The following is a 13,643-nucleotide window of genomic DNA, read 5'->3' as shown; positions in this document are numbered from 1 at the left end:
GGTGTTGTTGGCACACGACGAAATCAGACCTTAAGCAGCAGAAATTTTGATGGCTTAGGTTAACAGAAGCGGGCCCCTGCGCACCGGCAAGCAAGCCGCTTTCGTTCTCATTTCGCTCTCATGGGGCGCGCAGCTACCGCCTTTTTCAGCCCACGCCGGACGCTTGATTTTTGTCCTTGAGTGCGCCACCCGGGTGCGATGTTTGCTAATTTTCTCATGCAGGTCGTACCCGATGACGAATAATGAATCCGCTTTCGGCAGGCGCGTCCGCGATCCGGCAGGCGCAGGTGCCGTCAAGAATCCCAGGAGACCTCGATGACCACGTTGACAGTCCGGCCAGTGTGCGCTGCCGCCATGCTGCTGTGCAGCCACATCGGCTTCGCTGCCGCCCAAAATACCACACCTGCCGGCCAGGGCGCCGCGCCGGCGGACGGCATGGCCAGGGTAGAAGTGACCGGCATCCGCAGCAGCATCCGCTCGGCCGAACAGATCAAGCGCGATGCCGAACAGGTGGTCGACTCGATCAATGCCGACGATATCGGTAAATTTCCCGACCGCGCAGCCGGCGACGCCCTGCAGCGCATCGCCGGGGTACAGGTGGGCCGCGACCGCGGCGAGACCAATACCGTGATCATCCGCGGCCTGCCCGACGTCGCCACCACCATCGACGGCAACGAGATCTTTACCGGTACCGGCCGCCGCCTGTCGTACCAGGATTTGCCGGTGCAGTCGATCGCGGGCCTGGACGTGTACAAGTCGGCCACCGCCAACCAGTTCGAGGGCGGTATCGCCGGCGCGGTCAACATCCGCCTGCGCGCGCCCTTCGACTTCAAGGGCTATACCGTGACCGGTTTCCTGGAAAACCGGCGCAGCCAGGTCGAGGGCAGCGATGGCAGCAAGAAGCATAACAACCCGGGCGCTGGCCTGTTGCTGAGCAACCGCTGGCAGACCGGCGTGGGCGAGATGGGCGTGCTGGTGGACATCGCCTACAACAAGGATCGCTGGACCTTCCCGGTCCAGTGGGTCGACCGTCCCGACCGCATCTTTTCGGTCAGTCCGGATGGCAGCGCCACCCGCCTCAACGACGACCAGCCGATCGCGCCGCTGCGTCCCGGCGACCGGCTGGGCGAATTGCCCAACATCGGTGGCATCTACAATGCGGGCGACCGTGAGCGCGGCAGCATCCACGCGGCCTTCCAATGGAAGATCAGCCCGTCCACCGAACTGAGCACCCAGTACCTGGGCACCGGCTACCGCGGCGAGAGTGAGGTCGACTACATCCTGAACATCGCCACCTGGACCCCGCGCCTGACCAATGTGGTGCTGGCGCCGCAGGGCGACTACTGCAATACATCGCAGGGCGTGATCTGCCCGATCCAGGCGGCCAGCGCGGCGGCCGCGCAGTTCGGCGGCCCCTACGACTGGGATCCCTACACCGCCACCAGCACCTGGGGCGTAAAGGAGCGCACCGACACCCATTTCCTGAATGTCGCCCTGAAACACCGTAGCGGCGCGCTCTCGGTGGACAGCAACCTGGCTTTCACGCGCTCGGATTTCATCAACGATACCGTGATCGTCGACCAGCAGATCCCGGGTGCCAGCGCGTCGGTCTATACCTATGGCCGCGACGGCCATGGCGGCTACAACAGCATCACCACGCCGACCTCCAACGCGGCGCTGCGCGACCCGAGCCAGTTCGTCTTGCGCGGCATGGTGCAGAACTGGGGCGAATCGCGCGGCGAGCAGGTGCAGTTCCGCTCGGACGCCGTGTACCGCATCGGCGGCGACGGCGTCATTAGTGCGCTCACCGGCGGACTGCGGCTGTCCAGGCGCGACGTCGGCTTCCATAGCGGCGAGCGCGCCAACGATTTGCGCGGCGCCGTGCGGCCGACCCCGATCGGCGCCTTTGGCCCTTCGTTCCAGACCCTGGTGCCGGGCCTGGACCGGCTGGGCGGCCCGTGGTACACCCCGTCGCGAGAATTCCTGATCCACCAGGCCGATGCCGTACGTGCGTTCTATGGCCAGCCACTGGGCCGGGTGCCGGACGACCCGATGCGCCTGTTCGAGCAAGACGAACGCACCGCCACGCTGCACCTGGGCGCGCGCTGGAGGGCCGCGCTAGGCTCGGTGGGCATGACTGGCAACGTCGGCGCTCGCCTGGTGAAAGTCGACCGCCAGCTGCAGGGCAACCAGCGGCTCGGCGACGTCGTCACGCCCATCAATGTCGACAGCGACGAGACCAATTTTTTACCGAACGTGTCGGCAGTCGTGAACTGGACCGATCGGCTGCAGTCGCACCTCAGCCTGGGCAAGACCATCACCCGTCCGGAATTTGCACAACTGAACCCGGCCCTGTCCCTGATTCCGCCAACCGTCAACGCGCCCGGCACCGGTTCGTCGGGTAACCCGAACCTGGCGCCGACCGAATCGGTCAACACCGACGCCACCTTGGAATACTACTTCCAGAACAACGGCTTCGTGCAGGTCGCGCTGTTTCACCGCGATATCGACGGCTACCTGCAAAATGTCGAGCAGAACGAAACCATCAACGGCGTGAGCTACCGGGTCAACCGCCCGCAGAACTCGGGCAAGGGCAAGCTCAAGGGCGCCGAATTCGGTATCCAGAAGTTCTTCGACTTTCTGCCGGGCGCCTGGAGCGGGCTGGGCGCGCAGTTCAACTACACCTGGATCGACGGCGAAAACCAGACCCGCACCGCGTTCGGCAGCGGCGCCTTCACCACGACCGAACTGGTCGGCGTAGCGCGCCAGAGCTATAACCTGGCGCTGCTCTACGAGGGCAGCGGCCTGACCGGACGCCTGGCGGCGACCCGGCGCGGCAAGTATGTCGAGCAGATCGCCGAACCGCGCTTTGGCCAGGACCGCTATGTCAGGCAAGCGACCTATGTCGACCTGAGCATCGGCTACGAGCTGAGCAAGCACTTGTCGCTGCATCTCGATGCGATCAACCTGACCCGGGAGCGCTACGAGAGCTACCTGGGCGACCCGATCCGCCCACGCGATATCCGCTACAACCCGACCACCTACGGCGTGAGCCTGCGCTACCGGATGTAGGGGCCGGCCACGAAAGGCATCATGCACAAGACCTACAGCAATCCGGTCTACCCGGAGATCATGGCCGACCCCTTCGTGCTCAGGCACGAAGGGCGGTATTTTGCCTACGGCACCGCGCCCGACGGTCCGGGCGGCGGGCGCTTTCCGATCCTGGTCTCGACCGACCTGGTCGACTGGCACCTGGCCGGCTACGCGCTCTCGGCCGCCGGCGACGCGCATTTCTGGGCCCCCGAAGTGGCCTTCAGCGAGGGCAGGTTCTGGCTCTATTATTCGGCGGGCGACAGCCAGGGCAAGCACCACCGGCTGCGCGTAGCCGTCTCCAACGATCCGCTCGGCCCATTCGCCGACTGCGGCGTGCTGCTGGTGCCCGGCCAGCCATTCTCGATCGACGCCCACCCGTTTCGCGACCACGACGGCCAGTGGTACCTGTACTACTGCGTTGATTTCCTCGAGTTCGAGGACGATCACCGCATCGGCACCGGCATCGTGGTCGACCGCATGCTGGCCATGAACCGGCTCGAAGGCAAGCCACGCACGGTGGTGCGCCCGCACGCCGACTGGCAGCTGTTCAAGAAAGGACGGGCGATGTATGACGCCGTCTACGATTGGCACACGGTAGAAGGCGCGGCGCTGCTGGTCCATGGCGGCAAGTACTACTGCTTCTACAGCGGCGGCGCCTGGGAACAGGAAAACTACGGCGTGAGCTGGGTGGTCGCCGACCATCCGCTCGGGCCGTTCTCGCGGCCGCCGGGCAGCGAATCGGCCTTGCTCATGAGCTCGCGGCCACCGCAGATCATCGGACCGGGCCACAATAGCTTTACTACCTCACCCGACGGCAGCCAGGAGTGGATCGTTTACCATGCCTGGGACAGCGCCATGAGCGGGCGCCGCATGTGCATCGACCAGCTGGAGTGGAAAAACGGCCAGCCGGCGACCGCCGGGCCGACCTGTAGCCGGCAGCCGGCGCCGGCGGGGCGGGTAGCATAGGTCGCCAGCCCGCTGACCATCGCTCAGCCGGCGTGACCTGCCTTGAGGATGCCGCGCAGTTCAGTCCACGGCATCGGCCGCGCCAGGTAATAGCCCTGGGCCTGGTCGCAGCTGGCCGCGCGCAGCAGTTCTAGCACTTCGATTGTTTCCACGCCTTCTGCCACCACCGCCATGTTCAGGGCATGCGCCAGGTCGACAAAGGCCTTGATGAAGTCGAAGGTCGAGACGTCCTGGTCGTGCTGCAGCACGAACGAGCGGTCGAGCTTGAGTACGTCGATCGGGAAGCGGCGCAAGTAGGCCAGGCTGGAAAAGCCGGTGCCGAAGTCGTCCACCGCCAGGCTGATGCCGAGGCGCTTGAGTTCGCGCAGCATCGACGCGGTGTGCTCGATGTCTTCGATCAGCGCGCTCTCGGTCAGCTCCAGTTCCAGGCAGTCGGGCGCGAGGCCGGCGTCGGCCAGCGCCGCGCGTACTTCGTCGACGAATGCCGGCTGCGCCAACTGGCGCGCCGAGACATTGACCGAGACCACGACCGGGCGCTCGAGCTCGTCGATCAGGCGGCGGGTCTGGGTGCAGGCCTGGCGCAGTACCCAGCGGCCGATCTCGACGATCAGGCCGGTTTCCTCGGCAATCGCGATGAACTGCTGCGGTGGTACGCTGCCGCGTTCGGGGTGGTTCCAGCGGATCAGGGCTTCCATGCCGACCAAGTCCATGCCGGCCAGCGCGATGCGCGGCTGGTAGTGCAGTTCGAATTGACCGCGCGCCAGCGCCGGGCGCAGCGACATCTCGAGTGCCATCCGCACCTGGGTGGCGACGGTCATTTCTGGCTCGAAGAAGCGGTAGCGGTTGCGGCCCGAATTCTTGGCCCGGTACATCGCAGTATCGGCGCTCTGGAACAGCATTTCACGGGTTTGCGCATCGCGCGGAAACACGCTGATGCCGATCGATGCGCCCACGATGACCTCTTGCCCGCCAACCGTCACCGGCGCGCTCAAGGCATCGAGCAGCTTGGCGGCAATCCGGGCGGCGGCAGGCTGCCCGCTGGCGCACCAGGCCGCCACCACGAATTCGTCGCCGCCGAGCCGTGCGATGATGTCGGTCGGGCGTATTGCATGGCGCAGCCGGTCCGCGACTTCGCATAGCAGCATGTCGCCTGTGTCGTGGCCGAACGAATCGTTGACTTCCTTGAAGCGGTCCAGGTCCAGGAACATCACGGCCACCGAGTCGCCAGGGGCGCAGGTGTCGAGCATGGCCTGCACCCGCTCGCCCAGCAGTGCGCGGTTGGGCAGTCCGGTCAGGGTGTCGTGGGTTGCGAGCTGCTGCAGGCGGCTCTCGGCCTGCTTGCGCCCGGTAATGTCGGTCATCAAGCCGGTCAGCGATACCGGTGTGCCGTTGGCATCGCGCTTGATGCTACCGTTGAACAGCACGTGGATGTGGTCACCGTCGCGGTGGCGCAGCACCGCTTCCATGCCCTGCACCGCAGTCGGCCCGCCGCCCCCGGCCAGGCTCGCCAGCGGAAACGATACGAACAAGTCGCCGATGCGCATCGACAGCAGCATCTCGCGCGGGTAGCCAGAGAGCGCGCACAAGGCTGGATTGGCATCGTGCAGCGCGCCGTCGAGCGTGGCCACCAGGTAGCCGCCCGGCGTCATCTCGATTACCTCGCGCAGGCGCTGCTCGCTCTCGCGCACCTGGCGCTCGGCCTGTTCGCGGTCGCTCAGGTCGCGGATCACGGCCAGCAGAAACTCTTCGCCGTCGTCGTCAAAGCGCGAGATCTGGACTTCGGCCGGAAAGGCGCTGCCATCTTTGCCGCGCATGTCGATGCGCAGCAACTGCGCCTGGCCGGCGCGCAGCCCGGCCAGGCGCACGGCACTGCCGGGGATGTCCAGATTCACCTCGCAAATCGGGCGGCCCACGAAGTCGTCGCGCCGGTAACCAAAGCGCGCGCAGGCGCGGTCGTTCACCGAGACGATCCGCAGCGCGCCATCGACGATCATGACACTGTCACCGGCAAGATTGAACAGTTTGCGAAAGCGCTGTTCGCTCTTGCGCAGGGCCTGCTCGGCTTCGCGCTTGGCGCCGATGCCGTGGAAATAAACGGAAATGCCGTCCGCGTTCGGATAAACCCGCACTTCTATCCACAGCGCCAGCGGCTCCCAGAACACTTCGAAGGTATCCGGTTGGCGTGTTTGCATGGCGCGCTGGTAGCGCGGCAGCGCCTGCGAATACGCCAGGTCCGGTGCCACCTCGAGCAGGGGCAGGCCGATTGCCGTATCGGGATCGGCGCCGACGAAGTCGCCGGCCTTGCGGTTGGCGTAGGTGATGCGCCACTGGCTGTCGATGGCGAACAGGGCGTCGCCGATACTTTCGAGCATGCCGCCCAGTGCTGCTTCGGATTTTTGCAGCGCCTCGCGCGTTTGCAGCTGGCCAGTGATGTCGCGGCCGGTCACAAAAAAACGCCGGTGCGCTGCGGACCAGCGCGCCGACAGTGACATTGCGACCAGTTCTCCATCCTGGCGGCGCAGCCGCAGCGGGACGTCCGTTTGCTCGGGATGCACCCGCCGCAGGCTCGCTTCGAGGCCGTCCGCTTCGGCGTGCTGGTCGGGATGGACAAGGGTTTTGTAGTGGCGCCCGAGTAATTCTTCTGGCCGGTAGCCGAGCAGGGCGAGCGACGCCGGATTGACCCGCTCGATGCGGCCGCTGCGGCCGAGTACGACCATCAGATCGAGCGCATTGTCGATCTGCGCGCAATTGTCTGCGGCGAGTAGCGCAAGTTGGGCAGGCGTGGCGGCGATGGTGTTCACGATAGGGCAGTGGGCGCGGCACAGGCCGCTGCAGGTGGCAGAAAAGCACGCAATGTCACATGCATGCCGCTTAAGTATAACGATTACCGCATGGAAACAGACGGCCATTGGCGAAATTACGACAGGTTCGGGCACGATGGCGTTGTCACCGCTTGACCCGGACGGCCTGGTCCTACAGCCAATGCGGGCGCCCGCCTACTCGCGCCGCACCCTTGCTTGCCTATGATGGAAGCTTGAACCCACCAGACAGGAGAGCACGATGTCGATGCAAAGCGAAGGCAAGGACGCCAAGGGGCGCAACTACGACCAGGCTACCAAGAACGGTGGCGGCAGCGCTGCCAGCATGGGCGCCGGCGGCACCGGAGAGGTTGATCAAACCCGTGCGCAGGGTAACCGGCAGGCCGACAGCCGCACCGACGACTTGCTGGCCGGCGCCAGCGCCGACCAGGAAGCCGACCAGGGTTTTGCGGGCGGCAGCGCCAGCGGCAAGATCGAGACCGGCATGGAAGGCATCGGCAGCAAGACCGGCAACCGCCAGTCGAACCAGCCGGGACAGCAAAACGCGCAGGGCGAGCGCCAGCAGCAGGCGCCTGGCCAGCCCGAAGCCGGCCGCCAGGACCAGGCTGGCGCCGGGCGCCAGGGACCACCTGACTGATCTTACCTGAGCCGCAATCTTCTACCCCCGGGCGGCCTAGGCCGCTCGCGCCGGGCCTGCCATGCAGGCCCGGCTTTTTTATGAACGTTGAACATTGACTCGAGAATGGCAGCTGCGATGTTGCAGTTGTAATCACAAGTTTCTGTGTAGAATGTTGCTATGAAAGCAGAGACGAACACCCCGCGTTCTTACCGCGGATTGTCGCAGGACGAAAGGCGGGCCGCGCGCCGCGCGCGCTTGATCGCCGCGGCGATCGCCGTCTACGGAGAACGCGGCTATCACCAGGCTAGCGTCAAGGCGGTGTGCGAGGCCGCCGGTCTCACCGAACGGTATTTCTATGAATCCTATGTCAACAGCGAGGCGCTGCTGATCGACTCGTTCAATGTTGTCACCCGTTCGGTGGTGGGAGCGATCACCCGCGCGGCGCACGAGGCTGGACGCGCGCGCGTCGTGCGCTCGCGCGCCATGCTGCATGCCTATTTCGCCGCCCTGCAACGCGAGCCGCAGTCGGCGCGGGTTTTTTTGGTCGAGATCCGTGGGGTGAGCCGCGCGGTCGACCTCGCGTTCGATAGCGCGCTGCGCGCCATCGGCCACGAAGTGGCGCGCATTGTCGCCCCGCCTGGCGCGGTGCAGGATGAACTGCTACAAGCCGGCGTGGTCGGTGGCGTGATCCATATTGCACTGCGCTGGATCGAGGACGACTACCATCCCGCGATCGACGAGGTGGTCGATTCGGCCTTGAGGCTATGCATGGTGCTGGCGTCCGGACGGCGCCCTGCAGTGGACCAATGCGCAAAAGTATAAAATTTGGCGCAAAAGATCGGTGGCAAAATAATATTTGAAGAATTTGCCGTTCTGTCAAACAGTATTCGACTTGCGGTCGAATATGCCAAATCAGTGGGTAGGAGGTGTCAGGCGGGGACAAGACCACCCGCTGCCGTCGGGCGGACGGCAGCGGACGGGGTCAGATGTGCAGAGCGTGGCCGAGCGCGCGCATGGCTGCTTCCTGCACCGCCTCGCCCAGGGTCGGGTGGGCGTGGATGGTGCCGGCGATGTCTTCGAGCTGGGCGCCCAGTTCGATCGACTGGGTGAAGCCAGCAGCCAGCTCGGACACTGCGCCGCCCACGGCTTGCCAGCCAACGATGCGGTGGTCGCTCTTGCGCGCCACCACGCGCACGAAGCCATCGGTGCTCTCGATGGTCATGGCGCGGCCATTGGCGCTGAACGGGAAGCTGGCGACCATGACCTCGATGCCGGCCTTGTCGGCGTCGGCCGGCGACATGCCGACCACCACGATCTCGGGATCGGTGAAGCACACCGCCGGAATTGCCGCCGGAGTGAATTCGCGCCGCTTGCCGGCCACGATTTCGGCCACCATCTCGCCCTGCGCCATGGCGCGGTGCGCCAGCATCGGCTCGCCGGCCAGGTCGCCGATCGCCCACACGTTGCGCATCGAGGTGCGGCATCCGCTATCGACCTTGATGGCGCGCCCGTCCATGTCGAGCATCAGGTTTTCCAGGCCCCAGCCGGTGGTACGCGGCTTGCGGCCGACCGCCACCAGCACGCGATCGGCTTCCAGCGTGGATTCCACGCCGGAAGCGTCCCGAATGCGCACCCGGCATGGCGCGCCTTGCTGGCCATCGCTCGGGTCCAGGCCCAGCACCGAGGTGGCCAGGCGCACATCGACTTCGAGGCGCGCCAGCGCCGACGCCACCGGCTTGACCAGGTCTGCATCATAGGCCGGCAAGATGCGCTCGGCCGCTTCGACCACCGTCACCTGCGAGCCGAGCTTGCGGTAGGCGGTGCCCAGTTCCAGGCCGATATAGCCGGCGCCGACCACCACCAGGCGCTGCGGCACGCCTTCGGGCGAGAGTGCTTCGGTGGACGAGATGACCGGGCCGCCGAAAGGCATGAAGGGCAGCTCGACCGGGACCGAGCCGCTGGCCAGCAGCATGTGCTCGCAGCGGATGCGCACTGTCGGCGCGCTGCTGCCTTCGGGCGTGACTTCGACGGTCTTGCCATCGAGGATGGTGGCCCAGCCATTGACCAGCTTGACGCCGTTTTTCTTGAGCAGGGCGCCGACGCCGCCGGTCAGCTTCTTGACGATGCCATCTTTCCAGGCCACGGTGCGATCGAGGTCGATGCGCGGGTCCGCGCTGGCAGCACCGAGGGTAATCCCGAGCGGCGAAGTTTCAGCCGCATAGCTGCGCACCTTGCAAAATTCGTCGGCCGCGTGGATCAGCGCCTTGGACGGGATGCAACCGATGTTCAGGCAGGTGCCGCCCGGCTGGGCGCCCTCTACCAGGATGGTTGGCACGCCGAGCTGGCCGGCCTTGATGCCGGCCACGTAGCCGCCGGGGCCGCCGCCGATGATCAGAAGGGTAGTATTGAGAGTTTCCATGCCTAGTCTATTCCACGAAAATGGTGGCCGGCGTTTCGAGATAGCCGCGAATGGCTTGCACGAACTTGGCCGCCACCTGGCCGTCGATCACGCGGTGGTCGAACGACGACGACAAATTCATCATCTTGCGCGCGACCATGGCGCCGTCGCGGATCACCGGACGCTCGACGATCCGGTTGGTGCCGATGATCGCCACTTCGGGGCGGTTGATGACCGGGGTGGTCACGATGCCGCCCAAGGGCCCCAGGCTGGTGATCGTGATGGTCGAGCCGGTGAGCTCGTCGCGCGTGGCGCGGCCTGTGCGCGCGGCCTCGGCCAGGCGTGCCACCTCGGCGGAGCTGGCCCACGGGTCGCGCGCTTCGGCATGGCGCACCACCGGCACCATCAGCCCGGCCTCGGTCTGGGTGGCGATGCCCAGGTGGACCGGGTCGTAGCGCGTGAGCAGGTTGGCGGCGTCGTCGTAGCGCGCGTTCATCATCGGGTAGGCGCGGATCGCCAGTACCACCGCGCGCATCACCAGCGGCAGCAGGGTCAGCTTGCCGCGCTCGGCGCCGTAGCGGGCGTTGAGCTGGGCGCGCAGCAGTTCGAGTTCGGTGACGTCGATTTCTTCGACATAGGTGAAGTGCGGGATCTGGCGCTTGGCTTCCTGCATCTTCTCGGCGATCTTGCGGCGCAGGCCGATGATCGGCGTTGCATGCTCGCCTTCGAGCTGCGCGTAGCGGTTGTCGCTGCTCGCGCCCTTGCCGCCCTGGCGGCGGCTCGCCACGTGCTCGTCGAGGTCGGAATGCAGGATGCGTCCGGCCGGACCGCTGCCGTGCACGAACTGCAGTTCGATACCAAGGTCCCAGGCGCGCTGGCGCACCGCCGGCGCCGCGTGCGGCTTGTCGCCTTCGGCGCGCATGGCCGGCGCGTGCTGGTGCGCCTTTTGCGGCGAACTGCGCGGCGCGGCCGCTGCCTGGACCGGAGCGGCGGCTTGCGCCGCCACTGCTTCAAGTTGCGGCGCGCTATGCGACTCGCCGACTTCTTCGGCCGGCGCCTTGGCCGCTGCCGATTTCACCGGCTCCTGGATGGCCTTGTCGCCAGCGTAGTTGCCGGCGCCAGCGACCTCGAGGCGGATCAGCTCGGCGCCGACCGCCATCGCCTGGCCGATCGCGCCGCCCAGGCTGGTAACGGTGCCTGCCACCGGCGACGGGATTTCGACCGTCGCCTTGTCGGTCATGACGTCGGCCAGTACCTGGTCTTCCTTGACGGTGTCGCCGGGCTGGACGTGCCAGGCCACGACTTCGACTTCGGCGATGCCTTCGCCGAGGTCCGGCATTTTGATAACGTGAATGCCCATTTACTTTGCCTCCATCGCGCGTGTCAAGGCCGCCGCAACGCGGTCCGGGCCCGGGAAGTAAGCCCATTCCTGCGCATGCGGGTAAGGGGTGTCCCAGCCGGCGACGCGTTCGATCGGCGCCTCCAGGTGGTAGAAGCAGTGTTCTTGCACCAGTGCCGAGAGCTCGGCGCCAAAGCCACTGGTCTTGGTTGCCTCGTGCACGATCACGCAGCGGCCCGTTTTCTGCACCGACTTGACGATGGTGTCCAGGTCCAGTGGCCAGATGCTGCGCAGGTCGATCACTTCGGCGTCGATGCCGGATTCACGCGCCGCCGCTTCCGAGACCCAGACCATGGTGCCGTAGGCCAGCACGGTGACGTCGTTACCGGGGCGCACGATGTTGGCCTTGTCCAGGTCCACCGTGTAGTGACCCGTCGGCACACTGCCCAGCGGGTGGCCCGACCATGGCACGACCGGGCGGTCGTGGTGGCCGTCGAAGGGGCCGTTGTACAGCCGCTTGGGCTCCAGGAAGATCACAGGGTCGTCGTTCTCGATCGACGCGATCAACAGGCCCTTGGCGTCGTAGGGGTTGGACGGCATCACCGTGCGCAGCCCGCAGACGTGGGTGAAAAAGGCTTCCGGGCTCTGGCTGTGGGTCTGGCCGCCCCAGATGCCGCCGCCGCAAGGCATGCGGATCACCATCGAGGCGGTGAATTCGCCGGCCGAGCGGTAGCGCAGGCGCGCCGCTTCCGACACGATCTGGTCGGTCGCCGGATAAAAATAATCGGCGAACTGGATCTCGACCACCGGGCGCAGGCCATAGGCCGCCATGCCCACCGCGGTGCCGACGATGCCGCCTTCGGAAATGGGCGCATCGAATACGCGCGAGCTGCCGTATTTTGCCTGCAGCCCGTCGGTGACGCGGAACACGCCGCCGAAATAGCCGACGTCCTGGCCGTATACCACCACGTTGTTGTCGCGTTCCATCATGACATCCATGGCCGAGCGCAGCGCCTGGATCATGGTCATCGGCATGGTGCTCACGTCTTGTGTCTGTTCGTCGCGTGCCATCCTCATACCCCCAGTTCCTGTCGCTGCCGGCGCAAGTGCTCCGGCATGTCCTTGTACACGTCCTCGAACATCGTCGCGGCACTCGGCGCGCGTTCGTCGCCCAGGATGCCGTAGCTCTCGGCTTCTTTCTGGGCCGCGAGGATTTCCGCTTCCAGCTCGGCCTGCACGGCGTCGTTTTCCTCGTCCGACCACCAGCCCAGGTTGGTCAGGTGCTGGCGCAGGCGCGCGATCGGGTCGCCCAGCGGGAAACGCGCGACGTCGTCGGCCGGCCGGTAGCGGCCCGGATCGTCCGATGTCGAGTGCGGGCCGGCGCGGTAGGTGACCCATTCGATCAGGGCCGGTCCAAGGTTGCTGCGGGCACGTTCGGCGGCCCAGCGCGAGGCGCTGAGCACCGCCAGGAAGTCGTTGCCGTCCACGCGCAGCGACGCGATGCCGCTGCCAATGCCGCGGGTGGCAAAAGTCACGCTCTCGCCGCCGGCAATCGCCTGGAAGGTCGAGATCGCCCACTGGTTGTTCACCACGTTCAGGATCACTGGCGCGCGGTAGACGTGGGCAAAGGTCAGGGCCGTGGAGAAATCGGATTCGGCGGTAGCGCCGTCACCGATCCAGGCCGCGGCGATTTTCGTGTCGCCCTTGATGCTCGATGCCATCGCCCAGCCCACGGCTTGCGGGTATTGGGTGGCGAGATTGCCGGAAATGGTAAAGAAGCCGGCGCGGCGCACCGAGTACATGACCGGCAGCTGGCGGCCCTTGAGCGGATCGCGCTCGTTGGACAGCAACTGGCAGATCATTTCGACCAGTGGTACTTCCTTGGCGAACAACAGGCTTTGCTGGCGGTAGGTCGGGAAATGCATGTCGCCGTCCTGCAGCGCCAGCGCCTGCGCGGTGCCGATGGCTTCCTCGCCGAGCGAGGTCATATAGAAAGACATTTTCTTCTGGCGCTGGGCGATCACCATGCGCGCATCGAAAATGCGGGTTTTCATCATGGTGCGCAGGCCGAAGCGGAACAGCTCGCGGTCGGGCTCGGGCGCCCACGGACCGACGGCATTGCCGGACTCGTCGAGCACGCGGATCAGGGAACCGGCGATCTCGCCGGTGTCGATCGGTGCGACATCGACCGCCGGGCGCGGGACTGCGCCGGCGGGACTCAATTGAAGATACGAAAAATCGGTCTTGCAGCCCGGGCGGCCGGTAGGCTCCGGTACATGCAGTGACAGAGGCTTACTCTGACTCATAAACGCTACCCCTTTGTAAGGTGACTTGCGGCAAGCATGATACGGCCATTGGCGCTGCGCGCAAGCTTACGCGCCAACTTTTTTCATATTGCTATGCAGCATA

9 protein-coding genes are annotated in these 13,643 nt (G+C 65.8%); 4 read left to right on the top strand and 5 right to left on the bottom strand.

Features of this window, described 5'->3' with window-relative positions; genetic code table 11:
• Nucleotides 1-315 precede the first annotated feature (315 nt).
• Nucleotides 316-3,072 (top strand): TonB-dependent receptor, encoded by a 2,757-nt coding sequence (locus tag NRS07_RS11520; RefSeq protein WP_259206980.1) that lies wholly within the window; start codon nucleotides 316-318, stop codon nucleotides 3,070-3,072.
• A 21-nt stretch (nucleotides 3,073-3,093) separates the two neighbouring features.
• Entirely contained in the window at nucleotides 3,094-4,059 is a 966-nt protein-coding gene (locus NRS07_RS11515) for a glycoside hydrolase family 43 protein (RefSeq protein ID WP_259206978.1), read from the top strand.
• Nucleotides 4,060-4,082: 23 nt separating this feature from the next.
• On the opposite strand, the gene NRS07_RS11510 is transcribed toward NRS07_RS11515, so the two are convergent.
• Complete coding sequence (locus NRS07_RS11510; RefSeq protein ID WP_259206975.1) at nucleotides 4,083-6,860, bottom strand: EAL domain-containing protein; 2,778 nt, start codon at nucleotides 6,858-6,860, stop codon at nucleotides 4,083-4,085.
• Nucleotides 6,861-7,119: 259 nt separating this feature from the next.
• On the opposite strand from NRS07_RS11510, the gene NRS07_RS11505 reads away from it, so the two are divergent.
• Nucleotides 7,120-7,515 (top strand): hypothetical protein, encoded by a 396-nt coding sequence (locus NRS07_RS11505; RefSeq protein ID WP_259206973.1) that lies wholly within the window; start codon nucleotides 7,120-7,122, stop codon nucleotides 7,513-7,515.
• A 159-nt stretch (nucleotides 7,516-7,674) separates the two neighbouring features.
• A complete protein-coding gene (locus NRS07_RS11500) occupies nucleotides 7,675-8,319 on the top strand; it encodes a TetR/AcrR family transcriptional regulator (RefSeq protein WP_259206972.1) in 645 nt (214 codons plus the stop codon).
• A 160-nt stretch (nucleotides 8,320-8,479) separates the two neighbouring features.
• Here NRS07_RS11500 and lpdA read toward each other — a convergent pair whose 3' ends face one another.
• Genes lpdA through NRS07_RS11480 form a run of 4 tightly spaced genes read right to left on the bottom strand, consistent with a single transcriptional unit; the run spans nucleotide 8,480 to nucleotide 13,540 of the window.
• A complete protein-coding gene (lpdA, locus tag NRS07_RS11495; RefSeq protein WP_259206971.1) occupies nucleotides 8,480-9,916 on the bottom strand; it encodes a dihydrolipoyl dehydrogenase in 1,437 nt (478 codons plus the stop codon).
• Nucleotides 9,917-9,923: 7 nt separating this feature from the next.
• A complete protein-coding gene (locus NRS07_RS11490) occupies nucleotides 9,924-11,255 on the bottom strand; it encodes a dihydrolipoamide acetyltransferase family protein (protein WP_259206969.1) in 1,332 nt (443 codons plus the stop codon).
• The gene (locus NRS07_RS11485; protein WP_373889824.1) at nucleotides 11,256-12,311 is read right to left on the bottom strand and encodes an alpha-ketoacid dehydrogenase subunit beta; all 1,056 of its coding nucleotides are present in this window, start codon (nucleotides 12,309-12,311) and stop codon (nucleotides 11,256-11,258) included.
• On the bottom strand, nucleotides 12,308-13,540 hold the full coding sequence (locus NRS07_RS11480) for a 3-methyl-2-oxobutanoate dehydrogenase (2-methylpropanoyl-transferring) subunit alpha (RefSeq protein ID WP_259206968.1): 1,233 nt from the start codon (nucleotides 13,538-13,540) through the stop codon (nucleotides 12,308-12,310). The genes NRS07_RS11485 and NRS07_RS11480 overlap by 4 nt, the downstream gene beginning before the upstream one ends.
• Between the last annotated feature and the right edge of the window lie 103 nt (nucleotides 13,541-13,643).

It is taken from the genome of Massilia sp. H6 (genome assembly GCF_024802625.1).
GTDB lineage: Bacteria > Pseudomonadota > Gammaproteobacteria > Burkholderiales > Burkholderiaceae_D > Telluria.
The sequence above is the reverse complement of the archived record's forward strand: the minus strand, read 5'-3'. Positions and strand labels throughout refer to the sequence as shown.

Bases quoted from the DNA above. Each gene is read 5' to 3' on its own strand.
- NRS07_RS11490 (WP_259206969.1), bottom strand. From the start codon at position 11,255: ATGGGCATTCACGTTATCAAAATGCCGGACCTCGGCGAAGGCATCGCC.
- NRS07_RS11500 (WP_259206972.1), top strand. From the start codon at position 7,675: ATGAAAGCAGAGACGAACACCCCGCGTTCTTACCGCGGATTGTCGCAG.
- NRS07_RS11505 (WP_259206973.1), top strand. From the start codon at position 7,120: ATGTCGATGCAAAGCGAAGGCAAGGACGCCAAGGGGCGCAACTACGAC.
- NRS07_RS11480 (WP_259206968.1), bottom strand. From the start codon at position 13,540: ATGAGTCAGAGTAAGCCTCTGTCACTGCATGTACCGGAGCCTACCGGC.
- lpdA (WP_259206971.1), bottom strand. From the start codon at position 9,916: ATGGAAACTCTCAATACTACCCTTCTGATCATCGGCGGCGGCCCCGGC.
- NRS07_RS11515 (WP_259206978.1), top strand. From the start codon at position 3,094: ATGCACAAGACCTACAGCAATCCGGTCTACCCGGAGATCATGGCCGAC.
- NRS07_RS11485 (WP_373889824.1), bottom strand. From the start codon at position 12,311: ATGAGGATGGCACGCGACGAACAGACACAAGACGTGAGCACCATGCCG.
- NRS07_RS11520 (WP_259206980.1), top strand. From the start codon at position 316: ATGACCACGTTGACAGTCCGGCCAGTGTGCGCTGCCGCCATGCTGCTG.